Source organism: Rhodanobacter glycinis (assembly GCF_006438785.1).
GTDB lineage: Bacteria > Pseudomonadota > Gammaproteobacteria > Xanthomonadales > Rhodanobacteraceae > Rhodanobacter > Rhodanobacter glycinis_A.
This window is the reverse complement of the sequence record NZ_RCZB01000003.1, coordinates 592576-616812: the sequence shown is the minus strand read 5'-3', so window position 1 is coordinate 616812 and position 24237 is coordinate 592576. Positions and strand designations below refer to the sequence as shown.

Below are 24237 nucleotides of genomic sequence, written 5' to 3'. Positions count from 1 at the left end.
CCATGCGCAAGCGGGCATAATGAACCGCGCACCATTCATCACCTCTGGGGATCACCATGCGATCGACAACGCGATACATCGCGCTGGGCTTTGCCGGCGTCATGCTGGCGGCCTGCGCACACAAGGACAAGGACGCGCCGCTGGCTTTCGTGCCGGCGGACACGCCATACGTGGTGGCCAATCTGGACATCATGGACGACAGCACCCGCACGGCGCTGCTGGCCCAGGCAGACGCACAGTTGCCGTCGCAGCTGACCCAGCTCGACGCCGCGGCTGACCGCCTGGCCGCGAAGGATCCCGACGGTGCTCGCCTGCTGCGTGCGCTGCATACCGAGTTCAATGGCAAGACCATCGAGACGTTCGCCCAGGGTGCCGGGCTGGACCTCAAGGGCTACTCCGCCCTCTATGGTCTGGGTCTGGCCCCAGTCCTGCGCTTCCAGCTGAGCGACCCCAAGGCGTTCGAGGGTTTCATCAGCCGGCTCGAAACCGCCTACGGCAAGAAGCTCGATCTCGCCAACGCCGACAAGCAGAGTTACCGCAAGTACGTATTTGCTGCTTCGGGCACCGAGATGATTCTGGCCATGGTCGGCAAGCAGGCCGTGGCGGCGCTGCTGCCGGCCGATGCGTCACCAGCGCTGCTGCGCCAGGCACTGGGTCTGGACCGGCCGCAGAAGAACCTGCAGGACGACGGTCGCCTGGCCGCGCTGGCCAAGGCCAAGGGCTACCAGAAATGGCTGGTCGGCGACCTGGACCTGACCCGCGCACTGCCGTTGGCCGTCAGCGGCAAGGACCCGCTGATCGGCGCGATCCAGAAAGCACACGCCGAGGCCGAATCGCTCAAGACCGGCGAGCCGGTGGCCAACCAGCTGCAGTCCTCGCCAAGTTGCGCGACCGACGCCGCGCGCATCGCTGCGCGCGTGCCGACGCTGAGCTTCGGTTACACCCAGCTCGATGCAAAACATCAGGATGTGCGTTTCGACGTGGCGCTGGCTGAAGACATCAGCAAAGCCTTCGCCAGTCTCAAGGTGAGCCTGCCCGGATTGGGACGCAGCAGCGCCGCACCATTCGATCTGAGCCTGGCCCTGCCAGTTGCACAGCTGCGCACGTTCTGGTCGGCCCAGGCCGATGCGGTGGCCGCCAAGCCCTTCACCTGCCCGAGTCTGACCGATCTCAACGACAGTTTCGCCAAACTGGGGCCGGCCATGCAGAAGGCGGCGATTCCGCCGTTCGGCGACATGCTCGGCCTGCGCATTGCACTCGATTCGCTCGTGCCCGGCCAGAACTCCAGCCTGCCGACATTCAGCGGTCGCCTCGTGCTCGGTACCAACAACCCCGCCGGCCTGCTTGCGATGGGCCAGATGATGGTGCCCGCACTGACCCAGTTGAAACCCACCAACGACAGCAAGCCGCTACCGCTGCCCAAGGACATGACCAGCATGCTGGGCCACCCGGCATGGCTCGCCATGAGCGACAAGGCGCTCGCGCTTGGCGTGGGCGCGGGCGAAGACGGCAAGCTCGGCGATACCCTGAAGGATCCGGTCGGCGATGCCGGGCAGATGACCCGCATGCATCTGACCGGCGCGATGTACCTGAGCTGGCTGCAGCTGATGGAGCAGAAGGTCGACAGCCTGGCCGCCGCAACCGCCGCGATCAGCAAGAGCGACGAGCCGTCGATCGATGGCGCCGATGGCGAGGACAGCAGCACCCAGGCCGCTGCCGATGCCGCTCGCTCGAAAACGCAATTCGCAGCCATGAAATCCCAAGCCGAACGTGTCGAGAGTATCGACGCCGAAATGCACATCGACGACGGTGGCGCGGTGATCACCAGCCACACCGTCCTGAAGTAAAGATTCATCGTTAAAAAAACCGGGACGCCGCGGCGTCCCGGTTTTTTTATGGGCGCGCTTCACGGCACGCCATGCATCACAACATCAAGACAACATTGGCATGACCTGGTCTTCGCCTTCGTAATCACCCGCTGAACCGCCGCGGCCACAACCACCCGGCGTTCACGGCGTGGCTGTTGCCATGGACACCCGGAAGCCGGCGATCAGCGACAACGGCTGCTATCGCCGACAGACCTTCATCCAGCAAGGAGATAGCCATGCATACCTATACGAAGATCCGCACCAGCATGTTCGCCGCCGGCCTTGCGCTTGCCTTCGCCCTGCCACTCAGTCAGGCCATCGCACAAGGCGCCAGCCAGCCGATGCAGAAATCGACTGACAATCAGACCGTCCCGGACAAGGCTGCCGACGCGTGGATCACCACCAAGGTGAAATCCGAGTTCGGCACCACCAAGGGTGTCTCGGCCAGCGATATCTCGGTGTCCACCAATGATGGCGTGGTGACGCTCACCGGTACCGTCTCCACCCAGGACGAGAAGATGCGGGCGCAGCGCGTGGCCCAGTTGGTCAAGGGCGTGAAAAGCGTCGATACCAGCGGCTTGATGGTCGGTGGCATGCCGCCAGCCGAGAAATAGCAACGGGCTGTAATGAAATAAGGAAGGCGCCCATCGGGCGCCTTCCTTATTTCATCGCGCGGGAGAACGTTTCAGCGGTTCAGCAAATTGCTGCCGCCGAAGTTCTGCGTGTCGCGGGTTTCCTCCAGCTCCACGCCGTCCAGCCCTTGCGACAAGGTATGCGCGTCACCGCCTTGTGCCAGCTTGATGCGCAGACGCACCTCGTTGGAACTGTCGGCGTGGCGCAGCGCGTCCTCGTAGCTGATCTCGCCGGCGTGGTACAGCTCGACCAGGCTCTGGTCGAACGTCTTCATGCCGAGCAGGGTCGATTCCTTCATCAACTCCTTGAGCTTGTGGATCTCGCCTTGACGGATGTAATCCTGCGCCAACGGCGTACCCAGCAACACTTCCACCGCGACTCGGCGCGCCTTGCCGTCGGGCGTGGGGATCAGCATCTGCGCCACGATGCCCTTCAGGTTCAGCGACAGATCCATCAGCAATTGCTGGCGACGATCCTCCGGGAAGAAATGCAGGATGCGGTCCATCGCCTGGTTCGCATTGTTGGCGTGCAGAGTGCACAGCACCAGATGGCCGGTTTCGGCAAACGCGATCGCGTGATCCATGCCCTCGCGCGTGCGCACCTCGCCGATCATGATCACGTCAGGCGCCTGGCGCAGCGTGTTCTTCAGCGCATTGTCCCAGCTATCGGTATCGATGCCGACTTCGCGCTGGGTGATGATGCAGCCCTCGTGCTTGTGCACGTACTCGATCGGGTCCTCGATCGTGATGATGTGACCGGTCGAATTCAGATTGCGATAGCCGACCATTGCCGCCAGCGAGGTCGACTTGCCCGAACCGGTGGCGCCGACGAAAACGATGATGCCACGCTTCGTCATCGCCAATTGCTTGATCACCGGCGGCAGGTTCAGTTCCTCGGGCGTCGGAATCTTCGACTCGATCCGGCGCAGCACCATGCCGACGCAGTTGCGCTGGTAGAAGCACGATACGCGGAAGCGGCCCACGCCCTGTGCGGAAATCGCGAATTGGCATTCGTGGGTTTTCTCGAATTCCTCGCGCTGCCCTGGCGTCATCACGTTGAGCACCATGTCGCGCGATTGCTGCACACTGAGCGGGCTCTGCGTGATCGGCACGATCCGGCCCTGCACCTTCATCGAAGGCGCCACACCGGCCGTGATGAACAGATCCGATGCCTTCTTGTGCACCATCAGTTTCAGGAACGAGGTGAAATCGAAATCGCTCATGGCTCTACCCCTGGGAATCGGGAATGGGGAATAGGGAATCGGTGCACGCTGCGAATCGGTTGCAGGATCCCGGCGCCGTCAAGCCGGAAGCATGGACGCCCCCCCGCTTTTCAACGATCCCCGGTTCCCCATTCCCGATTCCCGGCTTCACTTGAAGCTGTCCTTGTTCTTGGCGTAGCTGGACGCCTGCTGGCGCGTCACCAGGCCACGCTTGACCAGATCCTGCAGGCACTGATCCAGCGTCTGCATGCCGAACTGCTGGCCGGTCTGGATCGACGAATACATCTGCGCAACCTTGTCCTCGCGGATCAGGTTGCGGATCGCCGGGATGCCGACCATGATCTCGTGCGCCGCGATGCGCCCGCCGCCGACCTTCTTCAGCAGCGACTGCGACACCACCGCGCGCAACGACTCGGACAGCATCGAGCGCACCATCGGCTTCTCGCCGGCGGGGAACACGTCGATGATGCGGTCGATGGTCTTGGCCGCCGAGCTGGTATGCACGGTGGCGAACACCAAGTGACCGGTTTCCGCCGCGGTCAGCGCCAGCCGAATGGTTTCCAGATCGCGCAACTCGCCGACCAGGATGAAGTCAGGATCCTCGCGCAACGCCGAGCGCAGCGCCTCGTTGAAACCCAGCGTGTCGCGATGGATCTCGCGCTGGTTCACCAAGCACTTCTGCGAGGTGTGCACGAATTCGATCGGATCCTCGATCGTGAGCATGTGCCCGTATTCGTTCTTGTTGATGTGGTCGACCATCGCCGCCAGCGTGGTCGACTTGCCCGAGCCGGTCGGGCCGGTCACCAGGATCAGGCCCTGCGGCTGCTCGATCAACTCCTTGAAGATGCGCGGGCAACCGAGGTCTTCCAGCGTCAGCACCTCGGACGGAATCGTACGGAACACCGCACCGGCGCCGCGGTTCTGGTTGAACGCGTTGACGCGGAAACGCGCCAGCCCGGGAATCTCGAACGAGAAGTCGGTTTCGTAGAACTCCTCGTAATCGCGCCGCTGCTTGTCCGACATGATGTCGTAGATCAGCGAATGCACCTGCTTGTGCTCAAGCGCGGGAATGTTGATTCGGCGGACATCGCCGTCAACGCGGATCATCGGCGGCAGCCCGGCGGACAAATGCAAGTCCGAGGCCTTGTTCTTCACCGAGAAAGCAAGCAGTTCGGCAATGTCCATCTTGTCGTTCCCCTCAACCGATCGTCTGGATGGCATGAATTCGTATGCCACATCAGGGGACCGATGGCATTCGCCGGCGTGGTATGCCGCAGCGCATGGCGCAGGCGCCATGAACCACCTGAACGAACTACCCGAATCCCCCTGTAGCCGCGTCGATACTACTCGTGCAACCGGCTGTGCGGCCAGTCTTTCCAAACCTCGGCACGGAAACTGTCGACCGGTTTGCGTACCCGCCCGATAAATCGTCCTTCGACCCGCATCACGGCATTGGGCGATCGCCCGGGACCGGCCGAACCGCCAAGGGTCGACGCGTCCACGAAACTCCTTCGCGGTGACGCCGGCTCCGGTAAGGTATGCAGTCTGGATGGCTTGAGGAACCCTGCATGACACGACTTGCCTTCATCGGCGGCGGCAACATGGCGCGCAGCCTGATCGGCGGCTTGCTGAAAACCGGCGTGGCCCCGGCCACGATCAACGTGGCCGAACCGCTGGCTGAAGCCAGGCAAGCGCTCGGCCGCGAATTCGGCATCGCGTGCTATGCCGAGAACCGCCTCGCCGCTGCCGAGGCTGAAGTCATCCTGCTCGCGGTCAAGCCGCAGATCATGCCGGCGATCCACCTCGAACTGCGCGACATCCTGCAACGCAATCGGCCACTGCTGATCTCGATCGCCGCCGGTGTGCGGCTGGACCAGCTGGAGCGCTGGTTTGGCAGCGGCCTGCCGATCGTTCGCTGCATGCCGAACACGCCGGCGCTGATCGGCGCCGGCGCCACCGGCCTGTGCGCGAACAGCCGGGTCAGCCCGTCTCAGAAGGCGCAGGCGCAGCACATCCTGGACGCCGCCGGCATCACCCGCTGGATCGACGACGAGGCACTGATGGACACCGTCACCGCTGTGTCCGGCTCCGGCCCGGCGTATTTCTTCGCCCTGGTCGAAGCACTGGAAACCGCCGCCGTCGCCCAGGGCCTGCCACGCGATACCGCCCGCGCGCTCGCCGCCCAGACCTGCCTCGGCGCCGGCCGCATGCTGGCCGAAGGCGGTGAGGATCCTGCCGTACTGCGCCAACGCGTCACCTCGCCCCATGGCACCACTCAGGCTGCCCTGGAAAGCTTCAGCGCCGATGACCTGCCACGCATCGTGGCCCGCGCCATCGCCGCCGCCACCCAACGTGGCGTGGAACTCGCCGCCGAACTGGACAAGGTCTCGTGAGCTATCTGCTGAATGCACTGTCCATGCTGATCGAGCTGGCATTCGACGCCGTCGTCACGCTGCTGTTGTTGCGCGTATTGGCCGAAGCCTGCCGCGCGGACTTCAACAATCCGCTCAGCCAGTTCGTCTACCGCTACACCAACCCGGTGCTGGCGCCGATCCGCCGCGTGCTGCCGAACTGGCGCCGGATCAATCTGGCCGCTCTGTTGCTGGCGTGGCTGGCGATGCTGGTCAAGCGCCTGTTGCTGTTCGCCCTGCTCGGCGTGATGCCGCACCCGGTCGGCGCCGTGGTACTGGCGCTGGCCGAACTGCTCGACTTCGTGCTGCTGTTCTATCTGGTGTTGATCTTCGGCTGGTCCCTGCTGAGCATGTTCGCCGTCGATCGCCGGCAACCGCTCCTGCGGCTGGCCGGCAGCATCGTCGCTCCGCTGCTGCGACCCCTGCACGGCAAGCTGGTCGCCGGCAACATCGACTTCGCCCCGATGGTCGTGATGCTCGTGCTGCTGCTTGCGCGCCTGTTGCTCGCCGCACCGCTGCTCGACCTGGGCGCCCGGCTGGCCATGAGCGGCTGAGCCGCGTCGTTGTGGGAGCAGCTTCGGCCGCAATGCTCGGATCTGTTTGTACTGCGAAGAGAAACGGCATCGCGGCCGAAGCCGCTCCCGCAAAAATCAAAAAGGATCAGCGCAGCGCCCAGTCGGCAATGATCCGATGGATCTCGTCCAACCCGTCGAACAACGCCGCCGGCCCCGGCTGCAGGATGATCGGCGACTTGATCTCATGCAGGTCGCCGTGGCGCACCGCCGGGATGGTGTCCCAGCCAGGCCTCGCCACCATGCGTTCCGGCCGGAAGCGTTTGCCGCACCAGGAGCCGAGAATGATGTCCGGCGCGCGCCGCACCACCTCATCACCGTTGGCAAGGATGCGCTGTTTCGCCAGCGGCTCGCGCGCGAGTTCGGGGAAGCAGTCATCGCCGCCAGCGATGCCGATGATCTCGGCGACCCAGCGGATGCCGGTGATGATCGGTTCGTCCCACTCCTCGAAATACACCTTCGGACGCCGCGGCAACTGCGCGACGGCGGCGCGGATGTCGGCGATGTGCCGCTCGGCGCGCTGGGCGTAAGCCTCGGCTTTTTCGTAAGCGCCCACCATCGCACCGAGCCGGCGGATATAGGCGAGGATGCCATCGACGCTGCGATGATTGCTGATCCACACCTCGACGCCGGCCTTGATCAACTCGCGGGCAATGTCCGCCTGGATATCTGAGAAGCCGATCGCCAGGTCGGGCTCCAGTTTCAGGATCTCGCCGATCTTTGCGCTGGTGAACGCAGAAACCTTCGGCTTCTCCTTGCGCGCCCGCGGCGGCCGCACGGTGAAACCGGAGATGCCGACGATGCGGTGATCCTCGCCGAGTGCGTACAGCACCTCGGTCGGCTCCTCGGTGAGGCAGACGATGCGTTGCGGGTACGCGTCACCCGGCATCGCGCCGGGACTCACGGGTACAGCAACCGGCTCGTCCAGGTCTGGCCGTGTCGGCTCCAGCGTACGCGTTCATGCAGGCGGAACTCGGCGCCGTACCAGAACTCCAGCATGTCCGGCTCCACCACGTAGCCGCCCCAGTGCGGCGGCCGGGTCACGTCGCGCCCATCGAACTCGTGTTCGTAGCGTGCCACCCGTTGCTCGAACGCGTCGCGGTCGGGCAACGTCTGCGACTGCAGCGACGCCCATGCGCCGATCTGGCTCTGGCGCGGGCGGCTGGCGAAGTACGCGTCTGACTCCTCGTCCTGCAATTTGCGCGAGGCACCTTCCACGCGCACCTGCACACCGTCGCGCAGCTGCTTCCAATGGAAGCACAGGGCGACCTGCGGATGCGCCTCAAGCTGGCTACCCTTGTCGCTCTGGTAGTTGGTGTGGAAACGGAAACCGCGCTCGTCGACGCCCTTGAGCAGCACGATGCGCGAGGCAACCCGGCCGGAGCTGTCGACGGTGGCCAGGTTCATCGCCGTCGGCTCGCGGTCGCCGCTGGCCTTGGCCTCGTCCAGCAGTCGCAGGAAGGTGTCCAGGATCTCGGAGTTGAGCATGATGTTTGAAACTTTCCTTTTGCATCGTGGCCGACACGCGCCATCATGGCGCAGATGAACCTGACAGATGATAGTGCAATGCCCCATTCATCCAGTACCACGGCAGCGCCGCTGGCGACCCCATTCCCCGCCATGAAACGTGAACGCGGCGCATCCGTTTGCGGGATACTGCGTGACCGCCACCTGCCGGTAGCGGAAATCCTTCCCGGAACCAGGGTATCCCGCGGATGATGTCTCACGCCGACATGCAGAACGAGGCGCTCGCCGGTCATCTGCTCGACCAGTACGCCGGGCGCATTGCCCGCTCGCGACGCCCCTACATCCTCGGCCTGTCCGGCCTGCAGGGCAGTGGCAAGAGCACGCTGGCGCGGGTGATGAAAGGCCAGGCCGAAGCCCGCGGCTGGGCCACCGAGGTGCTCTCGCTGGATGACTTCTATTACGCCCGCAGCGACCGCGAGGCACTGGCGCGCGACGTGCATCCGCTGCTCCGCAGCCGTGGCGTTCCGGGCACGCACGAGATCGAGTTGATGATGTCGGTGCTGGCTGCGCTGCCGCACGCCTCGGACAAGCTGCCGGTATCGCACCCGCGTTTCGACAAGGGCCGCGACACCCGTTTTTCGCCCTCGCGCTGGCCGCGAATCACACGGCCGCCAAAGCTGGTGATCGTGGAGGGCTGGGCGCTGGGCATCCGCCCGCAGCTGCAGGCCGCACTGGCCAGGCCGGTCAACGCGCTGGAGCTCAAGGAGGATCCGGACGGCAGCTGGCGGCACTGGGTCAACAAGCAGCTGCGCGGCTATCAGCCGTTATGGCGCAAGTTCGATGCCTTGATCGTGCTGCAGGCGCCAGGCTGGGAGATCGTGCGACGCTGGCGTGGCGAGCAGGAACAGGACCTGCTGGCGCGGCATGCGCCGCTGGCGATGGATGCGCCGGCGATGGAGCGGTTCCTGGCACATTTCGAGCGGCTCAGTCGACACGCGCTGGCCACCTTGCCGGCACTGGCCGACACCTGTGTGGAATACGACGACGATCGCCACGTGACCGGACTCAGCCACGGCTGAAGTCGGGGAACGGGGAACCTCGCACTCCTGCGCCCCGCTCCCCTGCCTGCTCAATCGACGACGAAGTTCACCTTCATGTTGACGCGCCACTCGGTCACCGTGCCGTCGTCCTTCGTGACCACCTTGATCTCGTTGACCCAGGCGCCCTTGATGTTCTTCACCGACTCCGCGGCCTTGCGCAAACCGTGTTGCACGGCATCTTCAACGCCCTTGGCGGACGAAGCATTGATTTCGATGACCTTGGCTACCGACATGGCGTCAATCTCCTGTGGAATCGTGCAAGCGGCACGCAGCGCTTCCCCCGCCCCGAAAGCCGAGTCTGGCCCGCTGCCATGCGCCAGGACAAGCCGCACTGCAAAATCACATCACGTTGACGCTTCGACCTGCACCGCCGTGCCGTAGGCGAGTACCTCGGTGACGCCCTGGGCGACCTCGTTGGCGTCGTAGCGCATCGCCACCACGCCGTTTGCACCCATGGCGGCGGCGTGCTGCAGCATCAGCTCGAACGCTTCCTCGCGTGCCTTCTCGCACAGCTCGGTGTAGATCGAGATGTTGCCGCCGACGATGGTCTGCAGTGCTGCGCCGAGATTGCCGACCACGCTGCGCGAACGCACGGTGATGCCACGCACGATACCCAGCGAACGCACGATGCGGCAGCCGGGAATCTCGTTGCTGGTGCTGACCTGATGATGTGGAACGGCGCGACTCATATCAGTTCTCCATGGTGAGTGATTCAACGGTGGTGATTCAGGTAGCGAGCAGCGCCGCGTAACCATCGCGTGCATCCTGCCATTGCGGCACAAATCCGCTCGCGCGCAGCCGCGCATTGCTGAGCCGCTTGCTGCCGATCCCGGCCGGCGCGGGGCCGTCGCCGGCCAGCGGGGCGCCGATCAAGCCGGCCAGATGGTCGTATAGCGCATCAAGCGGCAACGGCATGCTGTCCACGCCGACATACAGTGGCAGCGGGGCGGCCAGTGACAGCAGATGCACGATCGCGGCAGCGGCATCGTCGACATGGATGCGATTGGCCCAGTGCGGCACGCGGCGCGGCACCTTGAGCTGCCCCGCGCGCAGGCGCTCAAGCAGTTGCGTGCGGCCGGGGCCATACAGCCCGGCCAGCCGCAACACGATTGAAGCGACCGGTTGTGCGACCAGCCATTGTTCCGCCTCCAGCAACACCGCACCATTGAACCCGGGCGGCGCCGGCGGCGTGCCTTCATCCACCCAGTCGCCGCCGTGCTCGCCGTAGACCGCACTGGACGACACCAGCAATACCCGTTGCAAGGTGGCTCGCCCGAGCGCATCGAGCAGCTGACGCAGCCCGTCCAGAAACGTGGCTCGGTACGCCGCCGGCTCGCGCCGATCCGGCGTCGGCAAATAAACCAATTGCGTGATCCCGCGCGGCAGGCTGCCCAGGCTGTCCGGTAGGGTCAGGTCGCCACGCAGCCAGCGGATGCCGCTGTCATCCTGCGCTGGCGGCGTACGCCGCAGTGCCCATACCTCATCGCCACGCGCCAGCAGTCGCTGCGCCACGCGCCGACCGAGGTCGCCACAGCCTGCCAGCAACACCCGTTCGCTCACCACCGCATACTCCCCACAGGCGCCATACCCGCCCTGTTAGCATTTGCCCATGAATCCGTCGCTCAACCTGTTCATCATCGGTCCGACCGGTGCCGGCAAGACCTCGATCGGACGTCGTCTTGCCACGCATTATGGACTCCCGTTCGTCGATCTCGATCAGGAGATCGAACGCCATTGCGGAGTGGACGTGAACACCGTGTTCGAGATCGAGGGTGAGGCCGGTTTCCGCCAGCGCGAAAGTGCGCTGCTGGACGAGTTCAGCAGCCGTCGCGGCGTGCTGCTGGCCACCGGCGCCGGCGCCGTGCTGGCCGAGCACAATCGCCAGCAGTTGGGCGAGCGCGGCTACGTGGTGTGGCTGCAGACCACGATCGAGCAACAGCTGGAACGGCTGGAACGCGACCATCGCCGTCCGCTACTGGCGGTACCGAACCGGCACGAGCGATTGCAGGCGATGGCGCAGGTCCGCGAGCCGATCTATCGCGAACTCGCCGACCTCGCCGTGCCCGGCGAGCACGGCAGCGTCGCCGCCGCCAGCGAACGCTGCATCGCGCTGATCGACCGTCACTGGCAGCGCCAACCCACCGCATGGCCCCGGCAGAACGCATGAACAACCCCGCACTCCAGACCATCACCGTCGCGCTCGGCCAGCGCAGCTATCCGGTGTGGATCGGCAGCGGCCTGCTCGCCGACCACGCACGCTGGCGCGCGATGCTGCGCGGCCGGCACGCGCTGGTGATCAGCAACACCACGGTGGCGCCGCTGTACCTGCCGTGCATCGAGGCAGGACTGGACGGTCTGAAGTGGTCGTCGTTCCTGCTCGACGATGGTGAGGCGCACAAGAGTTTCGCCAACGTCGGCCGCGCACTGGAAGCGCTGGGCCAGCTCGGCGCCACCCGCGACGCCTGCGTGATCGCGCTCGGCGGCGGCGTGGTCGGTGACCTGGCCGGCTTCAGTGCGGCGTGCTGGATGCGCGGCATCGACTTCATCCAGATGCCGACCACCTTGCTGGCGATGGTCGACTCCTCGGTCGGCGGCAAGACCGGCGTCAACCTGCCCGTCGGCAAGAACCTCGCCGGCGCGTTCCATCAGCCGCGCGCGGTGATCGCGGACATCGACACCCTGGCCACCCTGCCCGAGCGCGAATACCACGCCGGTTTAGCCGAAGTGATCAAGGGCGCGGCGATCGGCGACGAGCCATTCTTCGTCTGGCTGGAACAGCACGCCGATGCACTTGCCGCACGCGACCCCGCCGCCGTGCTGGAAGCGATCGCGCGCAAGGTGCGCTACAAGGCCGGCGTGGTCGCCCGCGACGAAACCGAACAGGGCGAACGCGCCCTGCTCAATCTCGGCCACACCTTCGGTCATGCGCTCGAGACTGCCGGCCACTACACCACCCTGCTGCACGGCGAAGGCGTGGCGATCGGCATGCGGCTGGCCGCACAGTTGTCCGAGCGGCTGGGCATGAGCGTTGCCGCCGACACTTCACGATTGCAGCGACTGCTGGAAAAACTCGGCTTGCCCACAGCGATTCCGCCCGGCATGGAGGCGCAGCAATTGCTTGCGCTGATGCGGCTGGACAAGAAGAACACCGCCGGCGTGTTGCGGCTGATCCTGTGGCGCGGCATCGGTCGCGCCGAGATTGTCGCGGGCGTCGCTGAAGCCGATGTACTGGCCGTGCTGCAGGCGGCCACCGGGCACTGATCGATCCCCTGCGTCACCGGCGCCCTCGCTACCCGGCCGCCAGCCTTCTAGAATGCCCAAGTTTGCGGCGTGCCGCACAGTCCCTCCGGAACCCATGCGCCTCTATCTGCAAACCGTGCCCGGCAGCACCGAGGCACCCCGCTACGTCCAGATCACGCTGGAGCAGGATCTGCTCGGCGGCTGGACGCTGTATCGCGAATCCGGCACCCAGGGCGGCCGCGCGACGATGAAGCGCGAGCAGTTCCTGGAACGCGACGAGGCGGTCAGTGCGTTCGAGAAAGCACGCGATGCCCAGCTCAAGCGCGGTTTCCGCCTGATGTTTGCCCAAGGCCTCGAAGGCCCGTACGGACGTTGATTTGATGAATACCCCGCTGAAGAATGATCGCTTCCTGCGCGCGCTGCGCCGCGAACCCACCGACACCACGCCGATCTGGGTGATGCGCCAGGCCGGCCGCTATCTGCCGGAATACCGCGCTACGCGCGAGCGCGCCGGCAGCTTCATGGGCCTGGCGCAGAACCCCGAGTTCGCCTGCGAGGTCACCCTGCAGCCGCTGGAACGCTTCGAGCTCGATGCGGCGATCCTGTTCTCCGACATCCTCACCATTCCCGATGCGATGGGGCTGGGCCTGTCGTTTGCGCAGGGCGAAGGCCCGCAGTTCGCGCATCCGGTACGCACGGCAGCCGATATTGCCAAGCTTGCCGTGCCCGACATGGACGGCGAACTGCGCTACGTGATGGACGCCGTGCGCCTGATCCGTCGGGAGCTGCACGGCCGCGTGCCGTTGATCGGCTTCTCCGGCAGCCCGTGGACGCTGGCCTGCTACATGGTCGAAGGCCAGGGCTCGAAGGATTTCGCCACGCTCAAGGCGATGTGCTGGAACGAACCGAAACTTGCGCATCAGCTACTCGACACGCTGGCGCAGTCCGTCGCGCACTACCTGATCGCCCAGGCCGCCGCCGGCGCGCAGGCGCTGATGATCTTCGACACCTGGGGCGGCCTGCTCGGCCCCGCGGCGTTCCGCGAATTCTCGCTGCGCTACATGGCGCGCGTGGTCGAGGCGCTGAAGGCCGACCCGCACGCCCGCGAGCTGCCGGTAATCCTGTTCTCCAAGGGCGCCGGCCAGCATCTGGCGGAAATGGCCGACACCGGCTGCACCGCGCTCGGCGTCGACTGGACGATGGATCTGGCCGATGCCCGTCGCGCCGTGGCAGGCAAGGTCGCCTTGCAAGGCAACCTCGACCCGGCGGTGATGCGCGCCAGCCCCGATGTGATCCGCCGCGAGGCCCGCGCCGTGCTCGACAGCTACGGCAACCACCCCGGCCACGTGTTCAACCTCGGTCACGGCATCACGCCGGAAGTCGATCCGGAGCATGTCAAAGTGCTGGTGGACGAAGTGCACGCCTACGGGCGCATCCTGCGCGGCAACTGAGCAACGCTCCAGGGAGTCGACCGATGGGATGGCTAGTCACCAAGTACCTGATCACCGCGGCCGTCGTCGTGCTCGTCTCCGAAGTCGCCAAACGCAGCGACCGTCTCGGCGGCCTGTTCGCGGCGCTGCCGCTGGTCACCGTGCTGGCGCTGATCTGGCTGTACGTCGAACGCCAGCCGCAGGTGAAGATCGCCAATCACGCCTGGTACACGTTCTGGTACGTGGTGCCGACGCTGCCGATGTTCCTGGCCTTTCCCGTGCTGCTGCCGCGCCTGGGCTTCTGGCCGACGCTGCTGGCTTGCGTGGTGATCACCGTGGTGTGTTTCTGGCTGTTTGCGCTGGTGGTGCGACGGTTCGGCATCGAGTTGCTCTAGGCCGAGGCCGGGCTACGGCTGCGGGCTGCGCAGGCGGACAGATCGCAGCAGCCGCCTCCGGAGTCCCGACCGCGCGACAAAAAGACCCGGCCTCCGACAAGAAAGACCCACGCACCGCCCAAAAAGACCCACGCACGACTCCCCGGAGCCCCAGGCGGCGACGAAAAAGTCCCGCGCTCGAAGCGGCATGACCCACACGCCATGCAAAAAGACCCGCGATTGGGGCTGCTCGGCGCGGGCGTGACTCGAATGGAGCGGCGTTTGGGGCACCACCGTCCCGCGCATGGGTCTTTTTTCGCGACGGACGGGTCTTTCCGTGTGGCAAGCCGTCTTCGCCGCCTGCCGCTTGGGCCTCGCGGCCCCTCCCCGTACAATTCCCCGTTCACGCCACCAACCACCGCGCGCGCCCATGGCGCGCCATCGCGAGCCCCTGATGGAAAAGAGTTTCGAACCCGCCCAGATCGAGTCGAAGTGGTACGAGCGCTGGGAAGCCAGCGGCGCGTTCCAGCCGTCGGGCAAGGGCGAGCCGTATTGCATCCTGCTGCCGCCGCCGAATGTCACCGGCACGCTGCACATGGGCCATGCGTTCCAGCAGACGGTGATGGACATGCTGGTGCGCTACCAGCGCATGCGCGGCATGAACACCCTGTGGCAGGTCGGCACCGATCATGCCGGCATCGCCACGCAGAAGATCGTGGAGAACCAGCTGGCGGTCGAGGACAAGACGCGGCATGACCTCGGGCGCGATGCGTTCGTCGAGCGCGTGTGGAAATGGAAGGAGGAGTCCGGCTCCACCATCACCAACCAGATGCGCCGCATCGGCGCCGCCGCCGACTGGTCGCGCGAGCGCTTCACCATGGATCCGGGTCTGTCCGCCGCGGTGCAAAAGGTCTTCATCGACTGGTATCGCGCGGGGCTGATCTATCGCGGCAACCGGCTGGTGAACTGGGACCCGGTGCTGGGTACTGCCGTGTCCGATCTGGAAGTGAACAACGTCGAGCGCGACGGGCATATGTGGTCGATCCGCTACCCGGTCGTGGGCAGCGACGAGAGCATGGTTGTGGCCACCACGCGTCCCGAGACCATGCTGGGCGACGTCGCCGTGGCGGTGCATCCGGAAGACGAGCGTTACGCGCATCTGGTCGGCAAGATGCTGATGCTGCCGCTCACCGACCGGCTTGTTCCCGTCATTGCCGACGACTATGTCGACAAGGATTTCGGCACCGGCTGCGTGAAAATCACCCCGGCACACGATTTCAACGACTACGCGATCGGCCAGCGCCACAAGCTGGCACCGATCACCATCTTCACGCTGGCCGCCAAGGTCAACGACAACGCACCAGAAAAGTATCGCGGGCTGGACCGCTACGACGCGCGCAAGCGCGTGCTGGCCGATCTCGAAGCCGCCGGCCTGCTGGTCGAGACCAAACCGCACAAATTGCAGGTGCCGGTGAGCGATCGCTCGGACGCGGTGATCGAGCCGATGCTGACCGACCAGTGGTTCGTCGACCTCACCTCCGACACGCTGGCCGATGGACGTCCGGGCGGCCGCCAGGCGATCACCCAGCCGGCGCTGGATGCGGTGCGTTCGGGCGAAATCACCTTCGTGCCGGAGAACTGGGCCACCACCTACACGCAGTGGCTGGACAACATCCAGGACTGGTGCATCAGCCGCCAGCTGTGGTGGGGGCATCGCATTCCGGCGTGGTACGACGAGGCCGGCAATATCTTCGTGGGCGAGGACGAGGCCGATGCACGCAAGTCCGCCACTGCCGCGCCGGTCGGCGCGCTGCGCCAGGACGACGACGTGCTCGACACCTGGTTCAGCTCGGCGCTGTGGCCGTTCTCCACGTTGGGCTGGCCGGCGAATGGTCCAGTGAAGAACGAGCGCGGCGAAGTTGTGGCGAACTGGGAGCAGGACAAGATATTCCTGCCCAGCGCGGTGCTGGTCACCGGTTTCGACATCATCTTCTTCTGGGTCGCGCGCATGGTGATGGCGACCAAGTATTTCACCGGCCAGGTACCGTTCCGTGAGGTCTACATCAACGCGATCGTGCGCGATGCGGAAGGCCAGAAGATGTCCAAGTCCAAGGGCAACACGCTGGACCCGCTGGACCTGATCGACGGCATCGAGCTGGAGCCGCTGGTGGCGAAATCCACCAAGTCGCTGCTGATTCCGCAAGTGCGCGAGAAGGTCGAGAAGCGCGTGCGCAAGGATTACCCCGACGGCATCCCGGCGATCGGTACCGACGCGCTGCGCTTCACCTTCGCCGCGCTGGCCAGCTACAGCCGCACGATCAACTTCGACATCAAGCGCGCCGAAGGCTACAAGGCGTTCTGCAACAAGCTGTGGAACGCGGCGCGATTTGTGTTGATGAACATGCCGGACGAGAGCGGACCGGAAGGTGAGGTCGCGGCACCCACTGGTGCGCCAGTGACCGAGGCGGAACGCTGGATTCTCACTCGTTTGAAACAGACGCTCGGCGAAGTCGAAAAGCATTTCATCAGCTATCGCTTCGATCACCTCGCACAAGCGCTCTATGAGTTCACCTGGAACGAGCTGTGCGACTGGTTCCTCGAACTGGCCAAGCCGGCCTTGAACGGTGAGGATGCCGTCGCCGCCGCATCGACGCGACACACCTTGCTGGTGGTGCTGGAAAGTGTGCTGCGCGCGCTGCACCCCGTGATCCCGTTCATCACCGAAGAGATCTGGCAGTCGGTGGCACCCAAACTCGCCCTCACCGAAAACAGCTTGATGCAGCGGCCGTGGCCGTGTGCCGACGAGATCGCTGCCGATGACGCGGCGACAGCCGAAATCGAGTGGTTCAAGAACGTGCTGAGCGGCATTCGCAAGATCCGCTCCGAGATGAACATCTCGCCCGCCAGGACGATCCCGTTGCTGCTCGCCGACGGCGACGCCAGCGATCGCGCCCGCGTGGCGAAATTCGCCGCCCAGATCGCCTTCCTCGCCCGCACCGAAGCCCCGCAATGGATCGAAGCCGGCACCGACGAACCGGCCGCCGCCGCGGCCGTGGTCGGCACGCTGCGCGTGATGATCCCGCTCGCCGGCCTGATCGACCTCGGCGCCGAGAAGACGCGTCTGGCCAAGGAAATCAGCCGCATCGAAGTCGAGATCAAGAAGTGCGAAGGCAAACTGGGCAACGCCAACTTCGTCGCCAACGCTCCCGCCGAGGTCGTCGTCCAGGAACGTCAACGCATCACCGACTGGAACACCACCTTGATGGCACTGCGTGAGCAGGCGCAGAAGCTGGGCTGACGTTCGGTATCTCGCGGATTTGCCGACTACACGTTCCGCCCTGCCGCGTCCGGAGCGAAAGATCAAGGGCGCCTTTACCTATTTCTCGATATGGCCTTCGGCCATATCGAGGGCCATCACGATCGCATCTTCGCGTCCATTCCGCGCCGGGTAATACCGCGGCCGCCGCCCGATCTCGCTGAACCCCACCGACTCATACAGCGCCTTAGCCAGCGGATTGGACGGGCGTACTTCGAGAAATACCCGCTCCGCGCCATTCCAGCGCGCGATGTCCAGCAGCCGGACCAGCAGGTGCCGGCCCAGCCCGCGGCCGCGATAATCCGGCCCGATGCAGAGGTTCAGTACGTGCGCCTCGCCTGCACCCATCGACAGAATGCCGTACCCGGCAACCACCGAATCGACACAAAGTACCCAGCACGGATGCCCTGCTTTCACGCAGTCGCTGAAGATGCCGGCCGACCACGGGAAGTCGTAGGAGATGTTTTCCATGGTGCTGACCGTGGCCAGATCCTCGGTGCGCATGCCGCGCACCTGGATCACCGGCTTGATGACCGCGACCATCGCGGCTAGCTGCCCGCTGTGGCCAGCGTGCGGCGCAAGCTGCGCAACGCGCTCCACAGACGTCGTTTGGCGCCAGCGCTGGTCAGCACCAGAGCCGGTTCATCGGCCAGCACGATCTGCGCCTGATGCATCGCCGCAGCCGGCAGCGTGCGCCCCAGCGCATGCGCCTGCGCCTCGCCGAACACCAGATAGGCGCGTGCCTCGGGCACGCCTGCGGCGAGTTGGCCGCCACGCACCGTGACGCGCGCCGCGCGCGCCAGCGTGGCTCCGCACGCGTTGAGCGCGCGCCCCAGCAGATCGAGTTCGCGCGTGCTGCAGCCTTCCGGCAAAACCACCACGCAGGCAACTCCCTCGTCCGGATCCGTTGCAGGCGGTGCGGGTTCGGCAATATCCGCCGGCACACGCCGCACCCATGGCGTCACACCCAGCGCGCGCAACACACGGTCGCGATGGCTGGCCGTCACGTGCTGGCGCAGGCCCGCATTCATGCCGGGTTGCGCCGGGTCCGGCGCCGATGCGTGGCCAGTCCCCAGATCGTCAGTACGGGCCCGGACAACAGATAGATCGTGAAGCCGGCGAACAGCACCCGCGCGGTATCCAGGATCAACAGCGCCAGCAACAGCACGGCGCCGACCATCCAACCGAACGGCACGCGCTGGCGCTCGCCGGTGGGCAAGGACTTGAAGCTGAAATAGCGGAACCGGCTGACCATCAGCAAACCGACGACCACCGCGATCACCGGCGTGATGAAGCAGAAATCGCTGCCGGCCAGGCCGAACTTGTCCACGCTCCACACGAACGACATGCACACCGCCGCCGCAGCCGGGCTGGCCAGTCCCTGGAAATAGCGTTTGTCGGCCACGCCGACCTGGGTGTTGAAGCGCGCCAGCCGCAGCGCGGCGCAGGCGGCATAGATGAACGCGGCGGCCCAGCCCAGCTTGCCCCACAGCGGACCGAAATCGCGCAACGACGACAGCGACCACGTATACATCACCAGCGCCGGCGCCAGCCCGAAGCTGACCAGGTCGGACAGCGAGTCGTACTGCACGCCGAATTCGGTCTGGGTACCGGTCATCCGCGCCACGCGCCCGTCCATGCCATCGAGCACCGCGGCAATGAACACTGCCACCGCCGCCTCGGTATAACGACCGCCGATACTGGCGATGATCGCGTAGAAACCCGCAAACATCGCCGCGGTAGTGAACAGGTTCGGCAGCAGGTAAATGCCCCGGTGACGGGGCGGCCGGACGGGCGTGGACTCGCTCATGTATCAGGACCGTGACAGGATGCGCGCAGTGTAAACCATAGGCTGCTTGAGTCCGGACCGCCGGAGTGATAACAAGGTAGCTGCCGAATCCCCATGAAATGGAGAACATCATGCATCGTTCGCTGATTGCCGTGGCGCTGCTGCTGCTGGCCCCGCTGGCCACCGCCCAGGTCTACAAATGGACCGACGCCAGCGGCACCGTGCACTACTCCGAAGCGCCTCCGGTACAGGGCACGAACTACAAGGAAGTGAAGACCACCGGCACGGTGGCGCCACTGGCTGCACCGACCCGAAACACCGGCGAGGGCGACGGCAACGGCAACAGCGAGCCGTCGCCGGAACCAGCCAAGCCGGTGGCCGACACCCCGGAAAACCGCGCCAAGCTGTGCGAATCGTTGAAAGCCAATCTCGCCACATTGCAGGGCAGCGGCCCGGTGGTCATGCAGCAGGACGGCAAGGCCACGGCGCTGGACACCGACCAGCGCAAGCAGCAGGTCAGTGCGGCGCAGAGCCAGTACGACCAGTACTGCCAAACCAAATAGTCGCCCGTTGCATGCCGACGGCAGCTCCGGCCTGCCGTCGTCGCACGCCATCAGCGACGGCGACGGCAGGCCGCTACAATGGGTGTCTTCATTCACGCCGGACACACCCACATGCGCCTCAGCCAATTTCATCTGGCCACCGTCAAGGAAGTCCCCGCCGACGCCGAGATCGCCAGCCACCGGCTGATGCTGCGCGCCGGCATGATCCGCCGGCTCGCATCGGGGCTGTACACCTGGAGCCCGCTGGGCCTGCGCGTGCTGCGCAAGGTGGAGCACATCGTGCGCGAGGAAATGAATCGCGCCGGTGCGATCGAAATGCTGATGCCCTCGATCCAGCCGAAAGAGCTGTGGGAAGAAACCGGCCGCTGGGAAAAGTTCGGCGGTCAGCTGCTGAAAATCAAGGATCGCAAGCAGCAGGAGTACTGCTATGGCCCGACCCATGAGGAAGTGGTTACCGACTTTGCCCGCAACGAGCTGAAAAGCTACAAGCAGCTGCCGGTCAACTTCTATCAGATCCAGACCAAGTTTCGCGACGAAATCCGTCCGCGTTTCGGCGTAATGCGCGCACGCGAATTCCTGATGAAGGATGCCTATTCGTTTCACCTGACCCAGGAGTCGCTGGCCGAGACCTACGCAGCGATGTATCAGGCCTATGTGCGTATTTTCACCCGGCTTGGGTTGACCTTCCGCGCGGTGCAGGCCGATACCGGCGCGATCGGCGGCAATGCCAGCCACGAGTTCCAGGTGCTGGCCGATTCGGGCGAAGACGCGATCGCGTTTTCCGATGGCTCCGATTACGCCGCGAATCTGGAAAAGGCCGAGGCGCTGGCGCCGACTATCGCGCGCCCCGCTCCCGCTTCGTCGTTGCAGCGGGTCGATACACCGACCCAGAAAACCATCACTGATGTCAGCGGCTTCCTCAAGGTCTCGCCGCAGCAGTGCGTGAAGACCCTGCTGGTGCGCGGCCGCGATGGCCTGGTGGCGCTGTGCCTGCGCGGCGACCACGAGATCAACGAGGTCAAGGCCGGCAAGCTGGCCGAACTGCCGGATCAGTCGGTGCTCGCCAGCGAAGAGGAAATTCTCGCCGCCACCGGCGCCCGCCCCGGCTTCATCGGCCCGGTCGGGCTGCCGGACTCGATTCCCGTCATCGTCGACCGCGATGCCGCCGTGCTCGCCGATTTCGTCTGTGGCGGCAACACCGATGGCAGCCATTACACCGGCGCGAACTGGGATCGCGATGCACGCATCACCCGCGTCGTCGATCTGCGCAACGTGGTCGAGGGCGATCTGTCACCCGACGGCAACGGCGTGCTGCACATCGCCCGCGGCATCGAGGTGGGTCATGTGTTCCAACTCGGCCAGAAGTATGCCGAGGCGCTCGACGCGACCGTGATCGACGAAACCGGCAAGGCGCAGCTGATGACCATGGGCTGCTATGGCATCGGCGTCAGTCGCATCGTTGCAGCCGCGATCGAGCAGCGCCACGACGACGCCGGCATTCTGTGGCCGGAGGCGATGGCGCCATGGCGCATTGTGGTTTGCGTGATCAATCCCAAGAACCTGCCCGAAGTGAGCGCTGCCGCCGAAGCGCTGTACCAGTCACTGGCCCAGCATGGCATCGAGGCAGTACTCGATGACCGTGGCCTGCGTCCGGGCGGCATGTTTGCCGACATGGAACTGATCGGCATTCCGCACCGTGTCGTGGTCAGCGAACGCGGGCTGGCCGCCGGCACGCTGGAATATCGCGCCCGCGAAGAAAGCGAAAGCCGTGCACTCAGTCAGGACGAATTGTTTGCCTTGCTGGACTGAGTCCCGCGGCATAACACCGTGTTAACCGAAACGGCCGCCCTGTGCGGCCGTTTCTTTATCCGGCGCGACGAAATCCGGAAAGCCGATTATTCAAATCAGTCGCAACTCTATTAATTGCGCTTAATGTGAATGCATGCTTCAAAAGATGAACTGCGCTTTACAAATATTCCGCATATCAGCGAGAATCCGAACTGCAACAAGTTTTCATGCACCTGGCTCTGCTCCCCGATAATAATCAGATCCTGGTCAGACCGTTTAATCGTCGATACTCACCCCGGAGTCAATCATGGCCGTCGATATCAAGAATCTCAATCATACCCAGCTCAACGACCTGATCAACAAGGCACAGGTTCGCCAGAACGAGTTGCGCAAGGAAAAGGTCGTCAAGCTGCGCGAGAAGGTGCACGCGCTGCTCAAGGCCGAGGGTTATGCCTTCGAGGACATTTTCGGCAGCACACGCGGCAAGGCCAAGCGCACCACCGGCACGGTGGCACCGAAGTACCGCAACCCGGCCAATCCGGCGCAAACCTGGTCCGGCCGCGGCAAGCGCCCGCACTGGTTCAACGACGCATTGAAGGCCGGCAAGAAGGAAAAGGATCTGACCATCTGACCCCGGATGCTCAAGCCGCATTATCCCGCATGAAGAACGCCGGCCTCGCGCCGGCGTTTTACTGTTCGCGGCAGACGCAGCCGATGCGCAGTCAACGCACGGGTCAAAGCGACCGGCGTGGCGAAACCAGTAGATCGCCGAACATCAGTCCGGCCACCAGGGAAACCAGCAGAGTCAGCAACAGCAGGCCGGTATCCATGCCCAATGAAGTATCCCGTTCGAGCAGAAAGGACATGCTGCGAAAACCGACACTGCCCGGCACCAGCAACAGAATACCCGGCTCGCGGATTACTGCACCCGGCCGGTGCGCGAATCGCGCATAGATATTTGCAAAGGCACCCAGCAACAGCCCGCCGAGGAATACGCCAAACGGCGCACCCGGCAGTGACCCGGAAATGGCACCACCCCAGCGCGTGGCCAGATAACCCACGATGACGGCCGCGATCACCACCGGCCAGTCGCGGCGTGCGGCACGGAACAGGATCGCGAACGCTATGGCCGCGACCAGCAGCGCCGGATAATCCGTCCATGTCGGCAACGCGGGCAAGGCAAAATCGCGGGCCGTAATCCCCAGCGCAGCACACAGCTGGGTGGCGGCGATGGTGCCGAAGGTAAGCTTGAGCAGGGTCGCCATCGCGCCGCCCATGCGCGCCATGCCGGACACCAGGTGCTGGCTGGAAATCTCACGCACCGCGGTGGTCAGCGACATACCCGGTATCAGGATGATCAAACTGGCCAGCACTACCGACTTGATCGCCAGCGGCACCACGAACGCGCTCACCACGATCGTCACCGCGGTGGCCACCAGCGCACAGATCGCATCGCTGGCCACCGCCAATCGCGGCCGACTGGCGGCCAGCAGGGTAATGCTGCCGATGATCACGCCGATCACGCCGGCCACCAGCAGATCCACCCACGAACTGTGCAGGAACAGCGCCGCAATGCTGGCAGCGGACAGGCCATAACTGGCGATCGAGCCGATCTTTTCGCGGCGCGTGTCGGGCAGACCCAGCACGCGCAGCAGGCGAAAGCCTTCGCGCAGGTCCAGCTCGCCGGCGATGGCGCGATCGGCAATCGCGTCGACCTCGCACAGGCGCTCCAGATTCACCTCACCCGGCGCCAGCCGCATCACCTGCGTGGTCTGCGCCACGCCTTCCTCGCCCTGGGCCAGGTCGGCGAAGGAAATGATGATCGCGGTGGGGCTGGACCATACATCGGCGACAAGCCCCAGCCGTTGCGCCGCGCCGGCCACCGCCATCTCCAGTCGCGGCGCCGAGGTGCCGTACTGGTGCAGCCGCCGCGCCAGCTCCAGCAGAAACGCGATCCGTGTCGTCAGCGCCGTGGTGGCGAACTGCTGCCGGCTGATGGTGTCGCCCGTGCTCATGCCGCTGCGCGCACCTGCAAGGTGGTGCCTTCGACGGCCACCACTTCCACCGTGCTGCCCAGCGGCAGGTCCGGCCCGCTGACCAGCCACTGGCCATCACCCACGCGCGCCTTGCCGCGACCGTTGACGATCGGCTCGACCAGCACGTAACGCTGGCCGATCATCTGTTCGCCGCGACGGTTCAGCCGCTCGTCGCCGGGCGCGCTGCGCTCCAGCCGCGGCCGCAGCCAGCGCGCGTAACCGACGCAGAAAGCGAATGCGAGCAGTGCGAACCATACCGCCTGCGTCAGCAGGCCCAGCGTCGGCACGGCCCACAACACCACACCCATCGCGGCGGCGGCCAGGCCGATCCACAGCATGAAATAGCCCGGCAGCAACACTTCGCCGGCGATCAGCAGCAACGCGAGAATCCACCACAGGTAATGCACTGAGAGATCCCACATGGCCCG

Annotated in this window: 26 protein-coding genes; 14 read left to right on the top strand and 12 right to left on the bottom strand. The window is 65.1% G+C overall.

From position 1 onward, the window contains the following. The first annotated feature begins 56 nt into the window (after positions 1 to 56). Both EAH75_RS13360 and EAH75_RS13355 read left to right on the top strand, forming a co-directional pair. A complete protein-coding gene (locus EAH75_RS13360) occupies positions 57 to 1847 on the top strand; it encodes a hypothetical protein (RefSeq protein WP_140652223.1) in 1791 nt (596 codons plus the stop codon). A 257-nt stretch (positions 1848 to 2104) separates the two neighbouring features. Next, entirely contained in the window at positions 2105 to 2482 is a 378-nt protein-coding gene (locus EAH75_RS13355; RefSeq protein WP_140652221.1) for a BON domain-containing protein, read from the top strand. A gap of 71 nt (positions 2483 to 2553) precedes the next feature. Here the strand turns inward: EAH75_RS13355 and EAH75_RS13350 are convergent, their stop codons facing one another. Together EAH75_RS13350 and EAH75_RS13345 are read right to left on the bottom strand one after the other, a co-directional pair. Beyond that, positions 2554 to 3723, bottom strand: a complete 1170-nt coding sequence (locus tag EAH75_RS13350) for a PilT/PilU family type 4a pilus ATPase (protein ID WP_140652219.1) — start codon at positions 3721 to 3723, stop codon at positions 2554 to 2556. Positions 3724 to 3870: 147 nt separating this feature from the next. Then, positions 3871 to 4908: a type IV pilus twitching motility protein PilT gene (locus EAH75_RS13345; protein WP_140652216.1), complete on the bottom strand. Its 1038-nt coding sequence runs from the start codon at positions 4906 to 4908 to the stop codon at positions 3871 to 3873. A 383-nt stretch (positions 4909 to 5291) separates the two neighbouring features. Here EAH75_RS13345 and proC point away from each other — a divergent pair, with 383 nt between their 5' ends. Both proC and EAH75_RS13335 read left to right on the top strand, forming a co-directional pair. Continuing rightward, positions 5292 to 6116: a pyrroline-5-carboxylate reductase gene (proC, locus tag EAH75_RS13340; protein WP_140805803.1), complete on the top strand. Its 825-nt coding sequence runs from the start codon at positions 5292 to 5294 to the stop codon at positions 6114 to 6116. Continuing rightward, positions 6113 to 6688 (top strand): YggT family protein, encoded by a 576-nt coding sequence (locus tag EAH75_RS13335; protein WP_140652212.1) that lies wholly within the window; start codon positions 6113 to 6115, stop codon positions 6686 to 6688. Before proC ends, EAH75_RS13335 begins: the two co-directional genes overlap by 4 nt. A gap of 106 nt (positions 6689 to 6794) precedes the next feature. Here EAH75_RS13335 and EAH75_RS13330 read toward each other — a convergent pair whose 3' ends face one another. Next, entirely contained in the window at positions 6795 to 7595 is an 801-nt protein-coding gene (locus EAH75_RS13330; RefSeq protein WP_140805897.1) for a cobalamin-binding protein, read from the bottom strand. A gap of 11 nt (positions 7596 to 7606) precedes the next feature. After that, positions 7607 to 8194, bottom strand: coding sequence for a pyridoxamine 5'-phosphate oxidase (gene pdxH, locus EAH75_RS13325; protein WP_240046225.1), 588 nt, complete (start codon positions 8192 to 8194; stop codon positions 7607 to 7609). 227 nt (positions 8195 to 8421) lie between these two features. Between pdxH and EAH75_RS13320 the strand changes: the two genes are divergently transcribed. Beyond that, positions 8422 to 9252, top strand: a complete 831-nt coding sequence (locus tag EAH75_RS13320) for a kinase (protein WP_140652208.1) — start codon at positions 8422 to 8424, stop codon at positions 9250 to 9252. A gap of 50 nt (positions 9253 to 9302) precedes the next feature. On the opposite strand, the gene EAH75_RS13315 is transcribed toward EAH75_RS13320, so the two are convergent. The 3 genes from EAH75_RS13315 to EAH75_RS13305 form a co-directional block, all read right to left on the bottom strand. Then, entirely contained in the window at positions 9303 to 9506 is a 204-nt protein-coding gene (locus EAH75_RS13315) for a dodecin family protein (protein ID WP_140652206.1), read from the bottom strand. A gap of 111 nt (positions 9507 to 9617) precedes the next feature. Continuing rightward, the gene (locus EAH75_RS13310; protein WP_140652204.1) at positions 9618 to 9962 is read right to left on the bottom strand and encodes a YbjQ family protein; all 345 of its coding nucleotides are present in this window, start codon (positions 9960 to 9962) and stop codon (positions 9618 to 9620) included. Between the two features lie 37 nt (positions 9963 to 9999). After that, positions 10000 to 10833: an NAD-dependent epimerase/dehydratase family protein gene (locus EAH75_RS13305; RefSeq protein ID WP_140652202.1), complete on the bottom strand. Its 834-nt coding sequence runs from the start codon at positions 10831 to 10833 to the stop codon at positions 10000 to 10002. Between the two features lie 49 nt (positions 10834 to 10882). Between EAH75_RS13305 and EAH75_RS13300 the strand changes: the two genes are divergently transcribed. From EAH75_RS13300 to EAH75_RS13275, 6 genes are all read left to right on the top strand, one after another. Then, positions 10883 to 11440 (top strand): shikimate kinase, encoded by a 558-nt coding sequence (locus EAH75_RS13300; RefSeq protein ID WP_140652200.1) that lies wholly within the window; start codon positions 10883 to 10885, stop codon positions 11438 to 11440. Beyond that, the gene (aroB, locus tag EAH75_RS13295; RefSeq protein WP_140805801.1) at positions 11437 to 12534 is read left to right on the top strand and encodes a 3-dehydroquinate synthase; all 1098 of its coding nucleotides are present in this window, start codon (positions 11437 to 11439) and stop codon (positions 12532 to 12534) included. Before EAH75_RS13300 ends, aroB begins: the two co-directional genes overlap by 4 nt. Before the next feature lie 94 nt (positions 12535 to 12628). Beyond that, positions 12629 to 12889, top strand: coding sequence for a WGR domain-containing protein (locus EAH75_RS13290; RefSeq protein WP_113726054.1), 261 nt, complete (start codon positions 12629 to 12631; stop codon positions 12887 to 12889). 4 nt (positions 12890 to 12893) lie between these two features. After that, a complete protein-coding gene (gene hemE, locus EAH75_RS13285; protein ID WP_140652196.1) occupies positions 12894 to 13964 on the top strand; it encodes a uroporphyrinogen decarboxylase in 1071 nt (356 codons plus the stop codon). 23 nt (positions 13965 to 13987) lie between these two features. After that, positions 13988 to 14338, top strand: coding sequence for a DUF3147 family protein (locus EAH75_RS13280; RefSeq protein ID WP_140805799.1), 351 nt, complete (start codon positions 13988 to 13990; stop codon positions 14336 to 14338). A 433-nt stretch (positions 14339 to 14771) separates the two neighbouring features. Then, positions 14772 to 17615, top strand: a complete 2844-nt coding sequence (locus EAH75_RS13275; RefSeq protein ID WP_140805797.1) for a valine--tRNA ligase — start codon at positions 14772 to 14774, stop codon at positions 17613 to 17615. Between the two features lie 78 nt (positions 17616 to 17693). Here the strand turns inward: EAH75_RS13275 and rimI are convergent, their stop codons facing one another. Genes rimI through EAH75_RS13260 form a run of 3 tightly spaced genes read right to left on the bottom strand, consistent with a single transcriptional unit; the run spans position 17694 to position 19443 of the window. Next, positions 17694 to 18176: a ribosomal protein S18-alanine N-acetyltransferase gene (rimI, locus tag EAH75_RS13270; RefSeq protein ID WP_140652190.1), complete on the bottom strand. Its 483-nt coding sequence runs from the start codon at positions 18174 to 18176 to the stop codon at positions 17694 to 17696. 5 nt (positions 18177 to 18181) lie between these two features. Beyond that, positions 18182 to 18664 carry a hypothetical protein gene (locus EAH75_RS13265; RefSeq protein WP_140805795.1) on the bottom strand — a complete coding sequence of 161 codons (483 nt, stop codon included), beginning with the start codon at positions 18662 to 18664 and terminating at the stop codon, positions 18182 to 18184. Further along, on the bottom strand, positions 18661 to 19443 hold the full coding sequence (locus EAH75_RS13260; protein WP_140805793.1) for a CDP-alcohol phosphatidyltransferase family protein: 783 nt from the start codon (positions 19441 to 19443) through the stop codon (positions 18661 to 18663). The genes EAH75_RS13265 and EAH75_RS13260 overlap by 4 nt, the downstream gene beginning before the upstream one ends. Before the next feature lie 110 nt (positions 19444 to 19553). Here EAH75_RS13260 and EAH75_RS13255 point away from each other — a divergent pair, with 110 nt between their 5' ends. From EAH75_RS13255 to EAH75_RS13245, 3 genes are all read left to right on the top strand, one after another. After that, entirely contained in the window at positions 19554 to 19985 is a 432-nt protein-coding gene (locus tag EAH75_RS13255) for a DUF4124 domain-containing protein (RefSeq protein ID WP_241668945.1), read from the top strand. 111 nt (positions 19986 to 20096) lie between these two features. Then, the gene (locus tag EAH75_RS13250; protein ID WP_140805789.1) at positions 20097 to 21794 is read left to right on the top strand and encodes a proline--tRNA ligase; all 1698 of its coding nucleotides are present in this window, start codon (positions 20097 to 20099) and stop codon (positions 21792 to 21794) included. 286 nt (positions 21795 to 22080) lie between these two features. Next, positions 22081 to 22404 (top strand): H-NS family nucleoid-associated regulatory protein, encoded by a 324-nt coding sequence (locus EAH75_RS13245; RefSeq protein ID WP_140652180.1) that lies wholly within the window; start codon positions 22081 to 22083, stop codon positions 22402 to 22404. Positions 22405 to 22507: 103 nt separating this feature from the next. Here EAH75_RS13245 and EAH75_RS13240 read toward each other — a convergent pair whose 3' ends face one another. Both EAH75_RS13240 and EAH75_RS13235 read right to left on the bottom strand, forming a co-directional pair. Continuing rightward, the gene (locus tag EAH75_RS13240) at positions 22508 to 23788 is read right to left on the bottom strand and encodes a threonine/serine ThrE exporter family protein (protein WP_140805787.1); all 1281 of its coding nucleotides are present in this window, start codon (positions 23786 to 23788) and stop codon (positions 22508 to 22510) included. Further along, positions 23785 to 24231 (bottom strand): NfeD family protein, encoded by a 447-nt coding sequence (locus EAH75_RS13235; protein WP_140652176.1) that lies wholly within the window; start codon positions 24229 to 24231, stop codon positions 23785 to 23787. Before EAH75_RS13235 ends, EAH75_RS13240 begins: the two co-directional genes overlap by 4 nt. Positions 24232 to 24237: the final 6 nt, after the last annotated feature.

What these genes read in the sequence shown, in the direction of transcription:
- EAH75_RS13280 (WP_140805799.1), top strand. Translation starts at nt 13,988, where the DNA reads ATGGGATGGCTAGTCACCAAGTACCTGATCACCGCGGCCGTCGTCGTG.
- EAH75_RS13275 (WP_140805797.1), top strand. Translation starts at nt 14,772, where the DNA reads ATGGAAAAGAGTTTCGAACCCGCCCAGATCGAGTCGAAGTGGTACGAG.
- EAH75_RS13235 (WP_140652176.1), bottom strand. Translation starts at nt 24,231, where the DNA reads ATGTGGGATCTCTCAGTGCATTACCTGTGGTGGATTCTCGCGTTGCTG.
- EAH75_RS13290 (WP_113726054.1), top strand. Translation starts at nt 12,629, where the DNA reads ATGCGCCTCTATCTGCAAACCGTGCCCGGCAGCACCGAGGCACCCCGC.
- EAH75_RS13350 (WP_140652219.1), bottom strand. Translation starts at nt 3,723, where the DNA reads ATGAGCGATTTCGATTTCACCTCGTTCCTGAAACTGATGGTGCACAAG.
- aroB (WP_140805801.1), top strand. Translation starts at nt 11,437, where the DNA reads ATGAACAACCCCGCACTCCAGACCATCACCGTCGCGCTCGGCCAGCGC.
- EAH75_RS13320 (WP_140652208.1), top strand. Translation starts at nt 8,422, where the DNA reads ATGATGTCTCACGCCGACATGCAGAACGAGGCGCTCGCCGGTCATCTG.
- hemE (WP_140652196.1), top strand. Translation starts at nt 12,894, where the DNA reads ATGAATACCCCGCTGAAGAATGATCGCTTCCTGCGCGCGCTGCGCCGC.
- rimI (WP_140652190.1), bottom strand. Translation starts at nt 18,176, where the DNA reads ATGGTCGCGGTCATCAAGCCGGTGATCCAGGTGCGCGGCATGCGCACC.
- proC (WP_140805803.1), top strand. Translation starts at nt 5,292, where the DNA reads ATGACACGACTTGCCTTCATCGGCGGCGGCAACATGGCGCGCAGCCTG.
- EAH75_RS13255 (WP_241668945.1), top strand. Translation starts at nt 19,554, where the DNA reads ATGCATCGTTCGCTGATTGCCGTGGCGCTGCTGCTGCTGGCCCCGCTG.
- EAH75_RS13310 (WP_140652204.1), bottom strand. Translation starts at nt 9,962, where the DNA reads ATGAGTCGCGCCGTTCCACATCATCAGGTCAGCACCAGCAACGAGATT.
- EAH75_RS13265 (WP_140805795.1), bottom strand. Translation starts at nt 18,664, where the DNA reads ATGAATGCGGGCCTGCGCCAGCACGTGACGGCCAGCCATCGCGACCGT.
- EAH75_RS13330 (WP_140805897.1), bottom strand. Translation starts at nt 7,595, where the DNA reads ATGCCGGGTGACGCGTACCCGCAACGCATCGTCTGCCTCACCGAGGAG.
- EAH75_RS13360 (WP_140652223.1), top strand. Translation starts at nt 57, where the DNA reads ATGCGATCGACAACGCGATACATCGCGCTGGGCTTTGCCGGCGTCATG.
- EAH75_RS13240 (WP_140805787.1), bottom strand. Translation starts at nt 23,788, where the DNA reads ATGAGCACGGGCGACACCATCAGCCGGCAGCAGTTCGCCACCACGGCG.
- EAH75_RS13300 (WP_140652200.1), top strand. Translation starts at nt 10,883, where the DNA reads ATGAATCCGTCGCTCAACCTGTTCATCATCGGTCCGACCGGTGCCGGC.
- EAH75_RS13355 (WP_140652221.1), top strand. Translation starts at nt 2,105, where the DNA reads ATGCATACCTATACGAAGATCCGCACCAGCATGTTCGCCGCCGGCCTT.
- pdxH (WP_240046225.1), bottom strand. Translation starts at nt 8,194, where the DNA reads ATGCTCAACTCCGAGATCCTGGACACCTTCCTGCGACTGCTGGACGAG.
- EAH75_RS13260 (WP_140805793.1), bottom strand. Translation starts at nt 19,443, where the DNA reads ATGAGCGAGTCCACGCCCGTCCGGCCGCCCCGTCACCGGGGCATTTAC.
- EAH75_RS13315 (WP_140652206.1), bottom strand. Translation starts at nt 9,506, where the DNA reads ATGTCGGTAGCCAAGGTCATCGAAATCAATGCTTCGTCCGCCAAGGGC.
- EAH75_RS13245 (WP_140652180.1), top strand. Translation starts at nt 22,081, where the DNA reads ATGGCCGTCGATATCAAGAATCTCAATCATACCCAGCTCAACGACCTG.
- EAH75_RS13250 (WP_140805789.1), top strand. Translation starts at nt 20,097, where the DNA reads ATGCGCCTCAGCCAATTTCATCTGGCCACCGTCAAGGAAGTCCCCGCC.
- EAH75_RS13345 (WP_140652216.1), bottom strand. Translation starts at nt 4,908, where the DNA reads ATGGACATTGCCGAACTGCTTGCTTTCTCGGTGAAGAACAAGGCCTCG.